Genomic DNA, 18,757 nt, shown 5'->3' on the forward strand with positions numbered 1-18,757 from the left:
TTGCCGGACGACAAACCGACCCGTGTTCCGGCGCCCGGTCGCGTCCCCCCGGCACGGACGCCCGCCGAGGTCGAGCGCCTGCCGGACCGGTCCGGCCTCCTGCCGCTCTCCTTCGCGCAGCGGCGGTTGTGGTTCCTGGAACGCCTCGGCAGGGTCGGTCACGCCTACCACATGCCCCTCGCCCTCCAGCTCGACGGCCGGCTCGACCACGACGCGCTGCGGGCGGCCCTGGACGCCCTGGTCGCCCGGCACGAGGTCCTGCGTACCCGCATCGTGCCCGACGGCGCCGAGGCGGGCCAACGCATCGACCCGCCCGGGGCCGCGTTCCCGCTCCGGCTCAACGACCTGACCGGGCACGCCGATGCTGCCGCCGCCCTGGCCCGGCTCCAGCAGGAGGAGAGCACCGCCCCGTTCGACCTGGCGGCCGGCCCGCTGTTCCGGGGTCGCCTCGTCGCCCTCGCCCCGGACCGGCACGTGCTCCTGCTGACGATGCACCACATCGTCTCCGACGGGTGGTCGCTGGGGGTCCTGACCCGTGAGCTGGGGGTGCTCTACGCCGCGCACCACCACGGCCACCCCGACCCGCTACCGCCCCTGCCCGTGCAGTACGCCGACTACGCCGCCTGGCAACGCCAATGGCTCACCGACGGCACCCTGCAACGCCAGGAAACCCACTGGCGACACACTCTCGCCAACGCACCCACCCTGCTCCACCTACCCACCGACCGACCCCGACCCACCGAACAGAACCACCACGGCGCCCACCTCCCCATCACCCTCGACCCCCACCTCACCACCGCCCTCAAAACCCTCACCACCGCCCACGGCACCACCCTCTACATGACCCTCCTCACCGCCTGGGCCATCGTCCTGTCCCGCCTCACCGGCCAACACGACCTCATCATCGGCACCCCCACCGCCAACCGACGCCGCGCCGAACTCGAAAACCTCATCGGCTTCTTCGTCAACACCCTCGCCCTACGCATCGACCTCACCAACCACCCCACCACCACCCAACTCCTCCACCGCGTCCGCGACCTCACCCTCACCACCCTCGACCACCAAGACCTCCCCTTCGAACAAGTCGTCGAAGCCGTCAACCCCACCCGCAACCTCGCCCACACCCCCCTCTTCCAAGTCATGTTCGCCTGGCAGAACAACGAGGACGTGGACCTGGACCTGCCGGGTGTCGAGGTGACCGCGCTGCGCAGCCCGTGGACCAGCGCCAAGTTCGACCTCACCCTCTCCCTGGCCGAGCAGGACGGCCGCATCACGGGCAGCCTCGAGTACGCCACCGCGCTCTTCGACGCCGCCACCGCCCAGCGGCACATCCGCTACCTGCATAACGTCCTCACCCAACTCGTCGCCCACCCCGACCAGCCCATCGACCGGCTGACCCTGCTCGACCCGGCGGAGCGCCGCGAACTCCTCGCCGCCTGGGACGACGCGACCCCGTACCCGGCCGGGCGGACGATCCCCGGGCTGTTCGCGGAGCGGGTCGCCGCGGCCCCCGACGCGGTGGCCGTGACGTGCGAGGGCACCTCGCTCACCTACCGCGACCTCGACGCGCGCGCCAACCGGCTGGCCCACCACCTGCGCGCGCACGGCGTCGGCCCCGACGCCCTCGTCGGGGTCTGCCTGGAACGCTCACCCGAGCTGGTCGTCGCCCTGCTGGCCGTGCTCAAGGCCGGCGGCGCGTACGTGCCGCTCGACCCCTCCCATCCGGCGGAACGCCTCGGCGAGCTGCTCCGCGACAGCGCCCCGGTCGCCGTCCTCACCCACGCCGCGACCCGCGCCACCCTCGACGGCCTGACCGACGCGCCCCTCGTCGACCTCGACACCGACGCACACCGCTGGGCCGAGCGCCCCACCACCGACCCCGACCCCGGCACCCGGCCCGACCACCTCGCCTACGTCATCTACACCTCCGGCTCCACCGGCCGGCCCAAGGGCGTCATGGTCGAGCACGCCAACGTGGTGCGGCTCTTCTCCGCCACGGCCGGGACGTTCGGCTTCGGTCCGACGGACGTGTGGAGCCTCTTCCACTCCTTCGCGTTCGACTTCTCCGTCTGGGAGATCTGGGGGGCGCTGCTGCACGGCGGCCGGCTGGTGGTCGTCCCCCGACTGGTCAGCCGCTCCCCCGCCGACTTCCACCGGCTCCTCTGCGACGAGGGCGTCACCGTCCTCAACCAGACCCCCAGCGCGTTCCGCAGCCTGATCGCCGCGCAGGCCGACAGCGCGCAGGCGCACCGGCTGCGTACGGTGGTCTTCGGGGGCGAGGCGCTGGACCCGACGATGCTGCGGCCGTGGTACGCGGACACGCGCAACGGGCGCACCGAACTGGTCAACATGTACGGCATCACCGAGACCACGGTGCACGTGACCCACCGGCCGTTGACCCCGGCCGACACCGAGCGACCCGGCGTCAGCCCGATCGGGCGACCCATCGGGGACCTGCGGCTCTACGTGCTCGACGGGCGGGGGGAACCGGTGCCGCCCGGGGTCGTCGGCGAGCTCCACGTCGGTGGCGCGGGGGTCGCGCGCGGCTACCTCAACCGTCCCGCGCTGACCGCCGAACGCTTCCGGCCCAGCCCGTTCGTCGCGGGGGACCGGCTCTACGCCACCGGTGACCTCGTGCGCCACCGCCCCGACGGCGGTCTCGAATACCTGGGCCGCAACGACTCCCAGGTGCAGATCCGTGGCTACCGCGTCGAGCTGGGCGAGATCGAGGCCCGGCTGGCCGCCTGTCCCGGCGTACGCGACGCGGTGGTGACGGTCACGACCGACGCCACGGGCGAGCCGCGCCTGGTCGGCTACTACACCGCGTCGGTGCGCCGGCTGACGGCCGAGGCGCTACGGACCCGGCTGGCCGGTGTCCTGCCGGAGCACATGGTCCCGGCCGCGTACGTACGGGTCGCCGAGTGGCCGCTCACGCCCAACGGCAAGCTCGACCACCGGGCGCTGCCCGCACCCGACGGGTCCGCCTTCGCCGCCCGGCACTACACCGAGCCGGTCGGTCCGACGGAGACCGCCCTCGCCGCCATCTGGGCCGAGGTGCTCGGCGTCGAGCGGGTCGGCCGGCACGACAACTTCTTCGCGCTGGGCGGGCACTCGCTGCTGGCCCTGCGGGTGCTCGAACGGATGCGCCGCCAGGGCCTCACCGCCGACGTACGCGCGCTCTTCGCCTCGCCGGTCCTGGCCGACCTGGCCCACGCGGTGGGTGCCGACGCGGACCGGGCCGAGGCGACGCCGGAGCCGATCCCGGCCGGCTGCGACCGGATCACCCCGGACCTGCTGCCGCTGGTGGAGCTGAGCCAGCCGGAGATCGACGCGGTCGTCGCCACCGTGTCCGGCGGGGCGCCGAACGTGCAGGACGTCTACCCCCTGGCCCCGGTGCAGGAGGGGATGCTCTTCCACCACCTGATGGCCCGCGACCGCGACCCCTACCTGGTCACGACCGTCCTGCGCTTCGCCGACCGGCACCGGCTGGACCGCTACGCCGCCGCGCTGGAGGCGGTGATCGCCCGGCACGACGTGCTGCGCACCGGGGTGGTGTGGCACGGGATCAACGAGCCGGTGCAGGTGGTGTGGCGCCGGGCGCCCCTGCCGGTGGAGGAGGTCACGCTCGATCCCGCGGGCGACGACCCGCTCCGGCAGCTCCGCGAGCACGCCGACCGGCGGTACGCCCGCCTCCCCCTCGACCAGGCCCCCCTGCTGCGGCTGCTGGTCGCGCGGGACCCGCGCGACGGCGCGTGGCTGGCCGTGGAGCTGATCCACCACATCGTCGACGACAACACCTCGCTCAAGCAGCTGCGGGCCGAGGTCCGCGCGTACCTGGCCGGCGAGGGCGACCGGCTGCCGCCGCCGCTGCCCTTCCGCGACTTCGTGACGCGGATCCGGCGCGGCGCCGACCGGGCCGAGCAGGAGAGCTTCTTCCGCCGGATGCTCTCCGACGTCGACAGCCCGACCGTGCCCTTCGGCCTGCGCGACATCCACGGCGACGGACACACCATGCGCGACGCGCGGGTGTGGCTCGGGCCGGAGCTGACGCGGCGGCTGCGGCAGCGGGCCCAGGCCCTCCAGGTCGGGGTGACCAGCCTCTTCCACGTCGCCTGGGGGCAGGTGCTGGCCCGGTCCGCCGGGCGCCGGGACGTGGTCTTCGGCACCGTGCTCTCCGGGCGGATGGACGCCGGCGCGGGCAGCGACCGGGTCCTCGGGCCCTTCCTCAACACGCTCCCGCTGCGGGTCACCCTCGACGCCACCGGCGCCACGGAGTGCGTGCTGCGCACCCACGAGGCGCTGACCGGGCTGATCCGGCACGAGCACGCGTCGCTGGCGCTGGCCCAGTCGTGCAGCGGGGTCGCGCCGCCGGCACCACTCTTCACCGCCCTGCTGAACTACCGGCGCGCCGAGGTGCTGGCCGAGTCGGACGCCCCCGCGCCGGAACCCGACGCGGACGACCTGACCTACCTGGCCGCCCAGGAGCACGGCAACTACCCGCTCGCGCTGGACGTCGACGACCTGCGCGACGACGTGGCGCTCACCGTCGCCGCCGCGGCCGGGGTGGCGCCCGACCGGGTCTGCGCGATGGTCGAACGGGCCCTGGAGACGCTGGCCGACGCGCTGGAGCGCACGCCCGACGCGCCGGTGGCCGGGCTCGACGTGCTGCCCGCCGCCGAGCGGCGCCGGCTCGTCGAGGAGGGCAACGACGCCGCGGTGGCGTACCCGCCGGGGCGCCTGGTGCACCACCTCGTCGAGGCCCGGGCGGCCCGCGACCCGGAGGCGGTGGCCCTCGTCCTCGGCGACGAGCGGCTCAGCTACGGCGAGTTGAACACGCGGGCCAACCGGTTGGCCCACCACCTGCGCGCCCGCGGCGTCGGTCCGGACCGGCTGGTGGCGATCTGCGTCGAGCGGTCGCTGGACACCGTGGTGGGGCTGCTGGCGGTCCTCAAGGCGGGTGGCGCCTACCTCCCGCTCGACCCGGCCTACCCGGCCGACCGGCTCGCCGCCATGCTGCGCGACAGCACGCCGGTGACGGCGCTGACCCACGGCCCGGCCCGCGAGCGGCTGCACGCCGCGCTGGCCGGGCTCGACACCCCGGTGGTCGACCTGGACCTCGACGCGGCGGCCTGGGCGGAGCTGCCGGTGACCGACCCGGCCGTCGACGGGTTGGGCGCGCATCATCTGGCGTACGTCATCTACACGTCCGGCACCTCCGGCACGGCCAACGGGGTGCTGGTGGAGCACCGGCAGCTGATGGCCGTGGCCGCCGCCTGGGAGCGCCTGTTCGACCTGCGTCCCGGCCTGGTGCACCTGCAGATGGCGAGCTTCTCCTTCGACGTCTTCACCGCCGACGTGGTGCGGGCGCTCGGCTTCGGCGGGCGGCTGGTGCTCTGCCCGCGTCCGCTGCTGCTGGACAGCGCGGGCCTGTACGCCCTGCTGCGCCGCCACGACGTGGACTTCGCCGACTTCGTGCCCGCGGTGCTCAACCCGTTGCTGGAGCACCTGGAGTCGACCGGCGGGAGCCTCGCCGGGTTGGAGACGGTGGTCTGCGGCTCGGACGCCTGGACCGCCGCGAACGCCGCCCAGCTCCGGGCCCTGTGCGGCCCGCGGGTGCGGATCGTCAACGCGTACGGCGTGACCGAGGCGGCCGTCGACAGCACCTGCCACCTGCTGCCGACGGACGGCCTCGCCGGGGCGACCTGCCTGCCGATCGGCCGGCCGCTGCCGAACGTGCGCGTCTACCTGCTGGACGCCGAGGGCGAGCCGGTCCCGGACGGGGTGGTCGGCGAGATCCACATCGGCGGCGCGGGCGTGGCGCGCGGCTACCTGAACCGGCCCGAGCTGACCGCGCGGCGCTTCCGCGCCAACCCGTTCGTGCCGGGCGAGCGGCTCTACGGCACCGGTGACCTGGGTCGCCGCCTGCCGGGCGGGGAACTGGAGTTTCTGGGCCGCGACGACTTCCAGGTGAAGGTCCGGGGCTTCCGCGTCGAGCTGGGCGAGATCGAGTCGCGCCTGGCGGCGACCGAGGGCGTCCGGGAGGCGGTGGTCGTGGCGCGCCCGGACGCCGGCGGCCACCAGCGGCTCGTCGCGTACGTGCTGGGCGGGGAGGCGCCGGACGCCGCGCGGCTGCGGGACCTGCTCGCCGCCCAACTGCCGGAGCACATGGTGCCGTCGGCGTACGTCCGGCTGGCGGCGTGGCCGCTGACGCCCAACGGCAAGCTCGACCGGGCGGCGCTGCCGGCACCGGACGGGGAGTCCTTCGGCCAGCGCGGGCACGTCGAGCCGGTCGGCCTGCTGGAGTCCATGGTCGCCGGCGTCTGGGCCGAGGTGCTGGGGGTCGAGCGGGTCGGCCGGCACGACGACTTCTTCGCCCTGGGCGGCCACTCGCTGCTCGCCATGCGCCTGGTGTCCAGGATCCGGCAGGTGCTGGGGCGGGAGGTCTCCCCGGCGGCGCTCTTCGCGGCGCCGGTCCTCGCCGCCTTCGTCGCCCGGCTGACGCCGGACGGACGCGACGTGCTGCCCCCGATCCGCCCGGTCGACCGGACCGGTGCGCTGGAGCCCTCGTTCGCGCAGCGGCGGTTGTGGTTCCTGGAGCGGCTCGGCGGTCTCGGCCACGCGTACCACATGCCCCTCGCCCTGGAGTTGGCCGGCTGGCTCGACCACGACGCGCTGCGGGCGGCCCTGGACGCCCTGGTCGCCCGGCACGAGGCCCTGCGTACCCGGCTCGTGCCCGCCGGCTCCGACGTCCACCAGCACGTGGACCCGCCCGGCACCGGCTTCACCCTGCACACGCACGACCTCACCGGGGCGTCCGACGCCGCCGCCCGGCTGGCCCGGCTCCAGGACGAGGAGTTCACGGCCCCGTTCGACCTGACCGCCGGTCCCCTGATCCGGGGCCGCCTGGTCACCCTCGCCCCGGACCGGCACGTCCTGCTCGTCACCATGCACCACGTCGTCTCCGACGGCTGGTCCATCGGCGTCCTGACCCGTGAGCTGGGGGTGCTCTACTCCGCGCACCACCACGGCCACCCCGACCCGCTACCGCCCCTGCCCGTGCAGTACGCCGACTACGCCGCCTGGCAACGCCAATGGCTCACCGACGGCACCCTGCAACGCCAGGAAACCCACTGGCGACACACTCTCGCCAACGCACCCACCCTGCTCCACCTACCCACCGACCGACCCCGACCCACCGAACAGAACCACCACGGCGCCCACCTCCCCATCACCCTCGACCCCCACCTCACCACCGCCCTCAAAACCCTCACCACCGCCCACGGCACCACCCTCTACATGACCCTCCTCACCGCCTGGGCCATCGTCCTGTCCCGCCTCACCGGCCAACACGACCTCATCATCGGCACCCCCACCGCCAACCGACGCCGCGCCGAACTCGAAAACCTCATCGGCTTCTTCGTCAACACCCTCGCCCTACGCATCGACCTCACCAACCACCCCACCACCACCCAACTCCTCCACCGCGTCCGCGACCTCACCCTCACCACCCTCGACCACCAAGACCTCCCCTTCGAACAAGTCGTCGAAGCCGTCAACCCCACCCGCAACCTCGCCCACACCCCCCTCTTCCAAGTCATGTTCGCCTGGCAGAACACCGACGACGGCGAGCTGACCCTCCCCGGCCTGCGGGTCACCGCCCTGCCACCGCCCCACAGCACGGCCAAGTTCGATCTCACTCTCGCCCTCACCGAGCACGACGGCCGCATCACCGGCAGCCTCGAGTACGCCACCGCCCTGTTCGACACCGCCACCGCCCAGCGGCACATCCGCTACCTGCGCCACGTCCTCACCCAACTCGTCGCGCACCCCGACCAGCCCATCGACCGGCTGACCCTGCTCGACGAGCGGGAACGGGAGCAGGCGCTGCGCCAGGCCGAGCCGTCCCCGGTCGAACGGGGCGTCGTCCACCGCTTCGCGCAGCGGGTCGCGGCGGCCCCCGAGGCGGTGGCGGTCACCTTCGAAGGCACCTCGCTCACCTACCGCGACCTCGACGCGCGCGCCAACGGGCTCGCCCACCACCTGCGCGCGCACGGCGTCGGCCCCGACACCCTCGTCGCGGTCTGCCTGCGCAGGTCGCCCGAGTTGATCGTCGCGCTCCTGGCCGTCGCCCGGGCCGGCGGCGCGTACCTGCCCCTGGACCCGGCCCACCCCGCCGAACGCCTGGCCCACCTGCTGGCCGACGGCGCCCCGGTCGCCGTCCTCACCCACGCCGCGACCCGCGCCACCCTCGACGGCCTGACCGCCGCGCCCCTCGTCGACCTCGACACCGACGCACACCGCTGGGCCGACCACCCCACCACCAGCCCCGACCCCGGCACCCGGCCCGACCACCTCGCCTACGTCATCCACACCTCCGGCTCCACCGGCCGGCCCAAGGGCGTGGCGCAGACCTGGCGGTGCCTGGACAACCTGATCGACTGGCAGCTCCGCTACGCCGCGCCGGGCAGCCCCGCGCCGCAACGGGTGCTCCAGTTCGCCTCGATCGGTTTCGACGTCTCCGCGCAGGAGATCTGGAGCACCCTCTGCCAGGGCGGCACGCTGGTGCTGATCGGCGAGGAGAGCGGCCGGGACCTGGGCCGGCTGCGCCACGTCCTGGCCGAGCAGGGCGTACGGCGGGCGTTCCTGCCGGCGGCCGTGCTGCACCAGCTGGCCGGTCTCACCGGGACCGTTCCCCCGCTCGCGCCCGGCTGCGAGATCGTCACCGCCGGCGAGGCGCTGCGGGTCAACGACGACGTCCGGGCCCTGGTGGCCGGGCTGGGCGGGCGGTACCTCTACAACCAGTACGGCCCGACCGAGACCCACGTGGTCAGCCAGTTCGCGCTGGCCACCGCGGCAGCGGCCGACTGGCCGGCCCTGCCGCCGATCGGCCGGCCGATCGCCAACGCCCGGCTCTACGTGCTCGACGAGCGGTGCGAGCCGGTGCCGGCGGGCGTGCTCGGCGAGCTCTACATCGGCGGGTCCGGCCTGGCGCGCGGCTACCTCAACCGGCCGGCGGCGACCGCGGAACGGTTCCTGCCGGATCCGTTCGCCGGACCGGGCGAGCGGATGTACCGCAGCGGCGACCTGGTCCGCCGCCGGGCCGACGGGACCATCGAGTTCGTCGGGCGCGCCGACGACCAGGTCAAGGTGCGCGGCTTCCGGGTCGAGCCGGGCGAGGTGGAGAGCGCCCTGCGGCACGTTCCGGGCGTCCGCGAGGCGGCCGTGCTGCTGCGCGAGGACACCCCCGGCGACCCGCACCTGGTCGGCTACCTGGTCGGTGACGTCACCGCCGAGGCGGCCCGCGAGCAGTTGCGGCGCCGGCTGCCCGAGCACCTGGTGCCGACCCGCTGGGTGGTGCTGGAGCGGCTGCCGCTGACGGCCAACGGCAAGCTGGACCGGCGGGCCCTGCGCGCGCCGGAGCAGGCCGACGTCGCCACCGCCCACGTCGCGCCGCGCGACGACCGGGAGGCCCGGATGGCCGCCATCTGGGCCGAGGTGCTGCGCCTCGACCGGGTCGGCGCGCACGACGACTTCTTCGCGCTGGGCGGCCACTCGCTGCTGGCGACCCGGCTCGTGCACGCGATCAACGAGCGGATGTCGGCGCGGCTGTCGCTGCGTACCCTCTTCCAGAAGCCGGTCCTGGCCGACCTGGCGGCCGAGCTGGCGGGGCCCGACTCCCCCGCCGTCGACGCCCTGCCGTCGCTCGTCGCAGATCCCGCCGGCCGGTACGAGCCGTTCCCGCTCACCGACATCCAGGAGGCCTACTGGGTGGGTCGCGGGTCCACCATCGAGCTCGGCGGCGTCGGCGCGCACGGCTACAGCGAGCTGCGGCTGCGCGACTTCGACGAGGAGCGCTTCACCCGGGCGCTGCACCGGCTGGTCGACCGCCACGACATGCTCCGCGCGGTCTTCCACGACGGCGTCCAGCGGGTCCTGCCGAGCGTGCCGCGCTACGCGATGGCCCGGCAGGACCTGCGCGGGCTCGACCCGCAGACCGCCGGCCGCCGGTTGGGCGAGACCCGGGAGCGGATGTCCCACCAGGTGTTCGACGCCGGCCGCTGGCCGCTGTTCGAGTTCGCGGTGACGCTGCTCGACGGCGAGGCGCGGCTGCACGTCAGCCTCGACGCGCTGATCCTCGACGCGGCCAGCGGGCAGATCCTGGAACACGAGCTGACGCTGCTCTACGCCGACCCGGACGTCGACCTGCCGCCGCTCGCGGTGACCTTCCGCGACTACGTCCTGGCCGAACGGGCCCTGCGGCGCACGCCGCGCTACGAGCGGGCCCTCGACTACTGGCGGGAGCGGGTCGGCGCGCTGGCCCCCGCGCCGCAGCTCCCGCTGGAACGGCAGCCGGAGAGCGTCGAACGGCCGCGCTTCACGCGCTACGACGAGGTGGTGCCGGCGGAGCGTTGGAGCCGGCTGAAGGCGCTCGCCGGCCGGCACCGGGTGACCCCGTCGGTGCTGCTGGTGACCGCGTTCGCGCAGGTGCTGGCCCGGTGGAGCCGCCAGTCGCGGTTCACGCTGAGCCTGCCGCTGTTCAACCGGCTGCCGCTGCATCCCGGCATCAACGCGGTGATCGGCGACTTCACGTCGCTGGTGCTGCTGGAGGTCGACGTGGCGGCCGGGGTCGACTTCGTGACCCGGGCCCGTGCGGTGCAGGAGCAGCTCTGGCAGGACATCGACCACTCGGCGGTCAGCGGCGTACGGGTCAACCGCGAACTCGCCCGCGCCCGGGGCACCCGCCACGCGGCCCTGCCGGTCGTCTTCAACAGCACGCTGGCCGAGGCGGCGCCCGACGTCGACGACAGCGGCCTCGCGGCGGCGCTCGACGGCGAGGTGCTGCACGGCATCACCCAGACGCCGCAGGTGTGGATCGACCACACGGTCCTGGAGGCCGGCGGGCGGCTGCACGTCAACTGGGACAGCATCGACGAGCTCTTCCCCGCCGGCCTGGTCGCCGAGATGTTCGCGGCGTACCGGGAGCTGCTCGGGCGGCTGGCCGAGCCGGACGCCTGGTACGGCACGCTGGACGGGCCGCTCGCCCCGCCGGTGGCGGTGGCCCCGCCGACCGGTCGTGGGCTCCTGCACGAGCTGGTCGACCGGCAGGCGCTGGCGACCCCCGCCGCGCCCGCCGTGCTCGCCCCGGACCGGCGGCTGGACCACGCCACCGTACGCGTCGAGGCACGGCGGCTGGCCGGGCGGCTCCAGGACCACGGCGTCGGGCCCGGCCAGCTCGTCGCGGTGCTGCTCGACCGGGGCTGGAAGCAGGTCGTCGCCACCCTCGCGGTCCTGCACGCCGGGGGCGCGTACCTGCCGCTCGACCCCGACTGGCCGGCCGAGCGGGTGGCCCGGGTGCTCCAGCGGGCCGGGGCGGGGCTGGTCCTGACCGAGTCGGACCGGGTGGCCCTGCCCGAGGGCGTCGCGCGCCTGGTGGTGGACGCGGCCGCCGTCGGTGCGGGCGGGCCGGCGCTGCGGCCGGTCGACCTGGCGGAGACCGACGTCGCGTACGTGATCTACACGTCCGGGTCCACCGGCACGCCGAAGGGGGTGACGATCGACCATCGCGGTGCGGTGAACACGCTCCTCGACGTCAACGCGCGCTTCGCCGTGGGGCCGGCCGACCGGGTCCTGGCCGTCAGCGCGCTCAGCTTCGACCTCTCCGTCTTCGACATCTTCGGCACCCTCGCGGCCGGCGCGGCGGTCGTGACGCTCGACCCGGAACTGGCCCGCGACCCGGCCCACTGGCGGGAGGTGGCCCACGCCCACCGGGTCAGCGTCTGGAACTCGGTGCCGGCGCTGGCCGGCATGCTGCTCGACGACGCCGACGCCGGCCATCCGCTGCCGGCGTCGCTGCGGCTGGCCATGCTCTCCGGGGACTGGATCCCGCTCACCCTCCCCGACCGGCTGCGCAAGGCACTGCCCGGGATCCGGGTCGAGAGCCTCGGTGGCGCCACCGAGGCGTCGATCTGGTCCATCCACCACCCGGTCGGCGAGGTCGATCCGGCCTGGCGCAGCATCCCCTACGGCCGGGCGCTGGCCCACCAGGGGGTCCACGTGCTGGACGAGGCCCTGCGCCCCCGGCCCACCTGGGCCACCGGCGACCTCTGGATCAGCGGCGCCGGGCTGGCGCGGGGCTACTGGCGCGACGAGGCGGCGACGGCGGCCAGCTTCGTCGTCCACCCGGTCAGCGGCGAGCGGCTCTACCGCACCGGCGACCTGGGCCGGCTGCGCCCGGACGGGACGATCGAGTTCCTCGGCCGCGAGGACGGCCAGGTCAAGGTGCACGGCTACCGGATCGAGCTGGGTGAGATCGAGGCGGCGTTGGAAGGCCACCCGGGGGTACGCGCCGCCGCGCTGCGGCTGCTCGGTCAGGCGCAGGGCGAGAAGCGGCTGGCCGCGTACGTGGTGCCGGACGGTCCCGCGCCCGAGCCGGCCGCCCTGGTCGCGTACCTGGAGGAGCGGCTGCCGGCGTACATGGTGCCGTCGTCGTTCACCGTCCTCGACACGCTGCCGCTGTCGGCCAACGGAAAGGTCGACCGGGGCCAGCTCCCCGACCCGAAACCGTCGCCGGAGACGGTCGCCGAGGCGCCGGTGCTCACCGATCCGGCCGAGCAGCGGCTGGTGGAGATCGTCGCCGAGATCCTCGACCTGCCAGTCGTCGCGCCCGACGCCAACCTGCTGCTGCTCGGCGCCACCTCCATCGACATCGTCCGGATCACGAACGCCCTCTCCGGCGCGTTGGGCTTCCGGCCGAAGCTGGCCCGGCTGATGCGCCAGCCGACCCTCACCGACCTGCTGCGGATGTTCCGCGAGCACACCGCCGAGCGGGCCGTCGTCGCGACCGCGCAGCGGGCCGCCACGGTGGTCGAGGACCCGGCCGCGCGCGCCGCGTTCACCTCGGACGGGCGGGGCCGTCGCGACTTCGCACCCGACACTCCGGCGGTCGCGCTGACCGCGCCGGCCGACCCGGCGTACGACCGGCGTTACACCGGCTACCGCACGGTGCGCCGCTTCGCCGCGGATCCGCTGCCGGCGGAGGCGCTCGGCGGGTTGCTGGCCACCCTCGCCCAGCGGGAGGTCGACGGTCGGGCCAAGTTCCAGTACGGCTCGGCCGGCGGCACCTACGCCGTGCAGACGTACGTCCTGGTCAAGGCGGGACGCATCGACGGGGTGCCGGGCGGGGCGTACTACCACGACCCGGCGGCGCACCGGCTGCTGGCGCTCGGCCGCGACCGCGAGTTGAGCCCCGACGCCTTCGACTACTTCGTCAACCGGCCGGTCTTCGAGGCCGCCGCGTTCGCGCTGTTCCTGGTGGCGCAGCGCGCGGCCATCGAGCCTCTCTACCAGGAGCAGAGTGCGACCTTCACCGCGATCGAGGCGGGCGCCATGGCCCAGCTGCTGACGATGGCCGCCCCCGAGCACAATCTCGGCCTGTGCGGCGTCGGCGCACTGGACACGGCGGAACTGCCCGCCCTGTTCGACCTGGAACCCTCGCACCGGCTGGTCTACGCGCTGCTCGGCGGCGGCCGGCCCGGGGCGGAGCCGCCCGCGCCCGACGCCGCCACCACCGACACGATCACGGTCGAGCTGTGAACGCCTACGAGCTGCTCGACACGCTCAACCGGCACGCGGTCGGGTTGCGGGTCGACGGCGACCGGCTGCGCCTCACGGGCTCCCGCGAGGTCCTCACGCCCGACCTGCTGGCCGACCTCAAGCTGCACAAGGAGGAGCTGGTCGCGATCCTGACCGGCGCCGACGCGGACACGATCCCCCGCCGGCCGCGGCCGGACGCGCCGGTGCCGGTCGCGTTCGCCCAACGGCAGCTCTGGTTCCTCGACCAGCTCTCCCCCGGCAACCCCTTCTACAACAACCCGGTCGCGTTCGACGTCGTGGGCGCGCTGGACGTGCCGGCGCTGGCCCGCGCCCTGACCGAGGTGGTGCGCCGGCACGAGGCGCTGCGTACCGTCTTCGCGCTCATCGACGAGGAGCCCTGCCAGGTGGTGCGGCCCGCCGGGCCGGTCGCCCTGCCGGTCACGGACCTCACCGCGCTCCCCCGCCCGGAGCGCTCCCGCCGGGCCGACGAGGCCGCCGAGGCCGAGGCGCGGGCGCCGTTCGACCTGGCCGCCGGCCCCCTGCTCCGCACCGCCCTGCTGCGGCTGGCCCCCGACGAGCACCGCTGGCTGCTCACCGTGCACCACATGGTGGCGGACGGTTGGTCCGTCGGCATCCTGATCGGCGAGGTCACCGCCCTCTACGCCGCGTACGCGCGGGGTGAGGCTCCTCCGCTGGCCGAGCTGCCCGTGCAGTACCCGGACTACACGCTGTGGCAGCGCCGGCACCTCGGCGGCGAGCTGGAGCGCCAGCTCGGCTACTGGACGCGGACCCTGGCCGGTGCGCCCGCACTGCTGGCCCTGCCGACCGACCGGCCCCGCCCGGCGGTGCAGCGCTACCGGGGCGAGACCCACGGCACGACGGTGGACGCCGCGGTGCTGCGCGGGCTGCGGGAGGTGGGCCGGGCCGGCGACGCGACGCTCTTCATGACGCTCATGGCCACCCTGTCGGTGCTGCTGTGGCGCTACAGCGGGCAGGACGACGTCTGCGTCGGCACCCCGTTCGCCAACCGCAACCATCGTGACGTGGAGGGCCTGGTCGGCCACTTCGTGAACACGGTGGTGATCCGCAACCGGCTGGACCCGGAGCAGTCCTTCGCGGCGCTGCTGGCCGACGTACGCCGGCACCTGCTCGACGCGTACGCCCATCCCGACCTGCCGTTCGAGCAGCTCGTGGACGCGCTCAACCCGGAACGGCACACCAGCTACTCGCCGCTGTTCCAGGTGATGCTGGTGCTGCAGAACATCCCGCGCGGCCGGCTGGAGCTGCCCGGCCTGGAGCTGCGGCCCCTGTCGAGCAGCACCGGCGCGGCGAAGTTCGACCTGTCGGTCGAGGTGATGGAGCACGCCGACGAGCTGCACGTCATCTTCGAGTACAACACCGACCTCTTCGACGCCGCGACGATCGCCCGGCTGGCCGGGCACTTCGTCCGCCTGCTCGGCCAGGTGGCGGCCGATCCGTCGGCCCCGGTCGGCGCGCTGCGGCTGCTCGGTGAGGACGAGCGGCACCGCCTGCTGGTCGAGTGGAACCGCACCGCGCGACCACTCACCGACCCGGCGGACGTGGTGCGGCGGATCGCGGCGCAGGCGCGGCGGCACCCCGACTCCCTCGCCGTGGCCGACGACGACGAGCGGCTGGACTACGCCACGCTGGAGCGGCGGGCCAACCGCCTGGCGCACGCGCTGATCGCCCGGGGCGTACGCCGCGACCAGGTGGTGGGCCTGCACGCGCGGCGCTCGGCCGGGCTGATCGTCGCCATCCTGGGCGTGCTCAGGGCCGGGGCCGCCTACCTGCCGCTGGACCCGGCCCTGCCGCCGGAGCGGCTCGCCGGCATGATCGCCGACGCGGCGCCGGCCCTGGTGCTCGGCGAGGACGACCTGGCCGCCGTCGAGGCCGAGGGGCGCCACGACGGTCCGCCCGGCGTCGTCGTCCACCCCGCCAACCTGGCGTACGTGATCTACACGTCGGGCTCGACGGGCCGCCCCAAGGGCGTCGCGGTCGCCCACGGCGGCGTCGTGAACCTGCTCGACCACTGGGTGTCGCGGCTCGGCGCCGCCGAGGGGGAGGCGGCGGCGCTCTGGTCGAGCGTCGGCTTCGACGTCTCGGTGCAGGAGATCTTCCTGCCGCTGACCACAGGCGGGGCCCTGCACCTCGTACCGGAGAAGTTGCGCGGCGACCCGGCGGCGCTGATGGGCTGGCTATGCGAGCACCGCGTCGTGCAGGCCTACCTGCCGCCGGCCTTCGTCCGGTGGATCGACGAGGATCCGGCGGCCCGCCTGGCCGGATCGGCGCTGCGCCAACTGCTGGTCGGGGTCGAACCGCTGCCGGAGCAGGCCCTGCACCGGATGCAGGAGGCCCTGCCCGGGCTGCGGGTCCTCAACGGGTACGGGCCGACGGAGACCACCGTCTACAGCACCGCCTACCTCGACCCGCAGCCGTCCGCCCGGCAGTGCCCGATCGGCCGGCCGATCGCCAACACCCGCGTCCACCTGCTCGACGAGCGGATGGAGCCGGTGCCCGTCGGGGTCACCGGCGAGATCCACATCGGTGGCGCCGGCGTCGCCCGTGGCTACCTGGGCCGGCCGGGGGCGACCGCCGAGCGGTTCGTTCCCGACCCGTTCGTGCCCGGGGAACGGCTCTACCGCACCGGCGACCTGGCCCGGCTGCTGCCCGACGGGAACATCGAGTACCTCGGCCGCCGCGACGGCCAGGTCAAGATCCGGGGCTTCCGCATCGAGCTGGGCGAGATCGAGGCCGCGCTGCGGGACCGGCCGGACGTACGCGAGGCGGCGGTGCTGGTCGACTCGGATGCCGCCGGCGAGCCGAGGCTGGTCGCCGGGGTGGCCCGGGGCGGGGCGGCGCCGTTGCTGGTCAGCGAGTGGCGCGAGGCGCTGTCGCGACGGTTGCCCGGCTACATGATCCCGTCGCTCTTCGTGGAGCTGCCGCAACTGCCGCTGACCGCCAACGGCAAGCTCGACCGCGACGAGGTGCTGCGGCTGGCCCGTACCGGCGCGCCCTGGCAGGTCAACCTGGCCAGCCCGCGCGACCAGATCGAGCTGACCCTCTACCAGATCTGGAAGCGTCTGCTGCTGCACCCGGAGATCGGCATCGGCGACCGGTTCTTCGACGTGGGCGGCACCTCGATCTCGGCGATCAAGCTGGCCCACGCGATCGGCGAGGCGTTCGGCGAACCGCTGCCGGTCCACGAGATCATGCTGCACCCGACGATCGAGGCGCTGGGCGGCCGGCTGCGGCGGGGCGCGTCGGGCCGGCCGCCGAGCAACCTGATCGAGTTCCGGGCGGGCGACGGCGCCGGCCGGGTCATCTGCGTGCACCCGGCCGGCGGCACCGCGTTCTGCTACCTGTCGCTGGCCAAGGCGCTGCCGGAGCCCCTCGGCGTGTACGGGATCCAGTCCCCGGGGGTGAACCCGGGCGAGGAGTTCCTGCCCACGGTCGAGGCGATGGCCGAGGCGTACCTGGGGCAGGTCGCGCACCTGCTGGACGGGCCGGTGGTGCTCACCGGGCTCTCGTACGGCGGGCTGGTCGCGTACGAGATGGGACGCCGGCTGGCCCTCGCCGGGCATCCCGGGCTGAGCGTGGTCCTGCTGGACACCCTGGGCACCGACGACCCGGCCCACCGGGGCGCGATCGAGCCGGTGGACATGGCCGAGTTCCGCGACAAGCTCATCAAGTTCAACGGGATGTACCCGGGCATCGACGACGAGCAGATCGACCAGTACCACCGCGTCTACAACCACAACCGGTCCACCATGCGCGACTATCCGACCCCCGCGTCGCCGGCCCGGCTGGTGCTGTTGCAGGCCACCGCCGGGCGCGACGAGGCCTTCCTGCGCGAGGTGCGCGCCTTCTGGCGGCGGCGCGGCGACGCCGACTTCCTGCTGGAGCGGGTGCACTGCGACCACTGGGACATCCTGGAGAGCGCGGTGGTGCTGCGGGTCGCCGCGCTGCTGCGCGCCGAGGTGGACCGGCTCTCCGACGCCCGTCCGACGACGCCGGCCGTACGGGAGGCGTGATGGTCCAGGGTCCCGGTCTCGCCCACGCCGTGCTCGCCCAGGCCAGCCGTACCCCCGACGCGGTCGCGGTGGCCGACGGCGACCGGCGCCTCAGCTACGCCGACCTGGACGCCGCCAGCGCCGCCGTCGCCCGGTCCCTGCGCCGGGCCGGGACCCGCCCGGGTCAGGTGGTCGCGGTGCACCTGCCGCGCGGCTGGCGGCTGGTCTGCGTCATGCTCGGCATCCTGCGGCTCGGCGCGACCGTGGTGCCGCTGGACCGGCAGAGCCCGCCCGCGCGGCGGGACCACATGCTGCGCGACTCGGGCGCCGTGGCGGTGGTCCACGGCCCGGACGCGCCCGGCGACCTGCCCGACGGGGTGCGGCCGCTGCCGGCGGAGGCCCTGCTCGCGGTGGACACCCCGCCGGTCGGGGACGCGGAGCTGGCGCCGGAGCCCGCGCCGGTCGCGTTCGTCTTCTACACCTCGGGCACGACGGGCCGCCCCAAGGGCGTGGAGGTGCGCGACGCGGGCGTCCTGCGGCTGGCCCGCCCCGGCTACGTCGCGCTGCCCCCGGCGGCCCGCTACGCGAGCCTCGCCAACCCGGCGTTCGACGCGATCAGCTTCGAGGTCTGGGTGCCGCTGCTGACCGGCGGCTGCTGCGTCGTCCTCGACGACGAGACGGTGGCGACGCCGCACCTGCTCGACGCCGCGCTGCGCCGGGAACGGATCGACACGCTCTTCATCACCGTGGCGCTGTTCAACACGGTGGTCGACGAACGGCCGCACTGCTTCGCCGACGTCGGCCAGGTGCTCGTCGGCGGCGAGCAGCTCAACGCCCGGCTGATCCGCCGCTGGTACCGCGACAACCCCGCCAGCCGCACCCGGCTGCACAACGTCTACGGGCCCACCGAGGCCACCACGTTCGCCCTGTGCCATCCGATCCCCCGCGACTTCGACGCCGAGGTGGTGCCGATCGGCCGGGTGCTGCCGGGCACCGACGCGCACCTGGTGGTCGACGGCGAGCGTGTCGCCGCGCCGGGCGAGGTCGCCGAGCTGTACCTGGGCGGCGCGGCGCTGGCGGCCGGCTACCGCAACCTGCCCGAGGAGACCGCCGCGCGTTTCGTCCGGCTGCCC

3 protein-coding genes (1 of these 3 only partly in view) are annotated in these 18,757 nt (G+C 74.7%); all 3 read left to right on the plus strand.

The features are described from left to right. Tightly spaced (each overlapping or abutting the next), the 3 genes in view from ACPXCB_RS06790 to ACPXCB_RS06800 form a layout consistent with a single transcriptional unit that may run on beyond the window. Positions 1 to 13,593 (plus strand): amino acid adenylation domain-containing protein, encoded by a 13,593-nt coding sequence (locus tag ACPXCB_RS06790; protein ID WP_425873189.1) that lies wholly within the window; start codon positions 1 to 3, stop codon positions 13,591 to 13,593. After that, positions 13,590 to 17,645: an amino acid adenylation domain-containing protein gene (locus ACPXCB_RS06795; RefSeq protein WP_425873191.1), complete on the plus strand. Its 4,056-nt coding sequence runs from the start codon at positions 13,590 to 13,592 to the stop codon at positions 17,643 to 17,645. The genes ACPXCB_RS06790 and ACPXCB_RS06795 overlap by 4 nt, the downstream gene beginning before the upstream one ends. Further along, a protein-coding gene (locus ACPXCB_RS06800; RefSeq protein ID WP_425873193.1) for an amino acid adenylation domain-containing protein crosses the window boundary here: on the plus strand, positions 17,645 to 18,757 show its beginning. 8,409 nt of this gene lie beyond the right edge of the window; only the first 1,113 of its 9,522 coding nucleotides appear in the window; it begins with the start codon at positions 17,645 to 17,647; the stop codon falls past the right edge of the window. The genes ACPXCB_RS06795 and ACPXCB_RS06800 overlap by 1 nt, the downstream gene beginning before the upstream one ends.

Origin of the sequence: Micromonospora sp. DT62 (assembly GCF_049847285.1) — a bacterium.
GTDB classification, from domain to species: Bacteria; Actinomycetota; Actinomycetes; order Mycobacteriales; family Micromonosporaceae; genus Micromonospora; species Micromonospora reichwaldensis.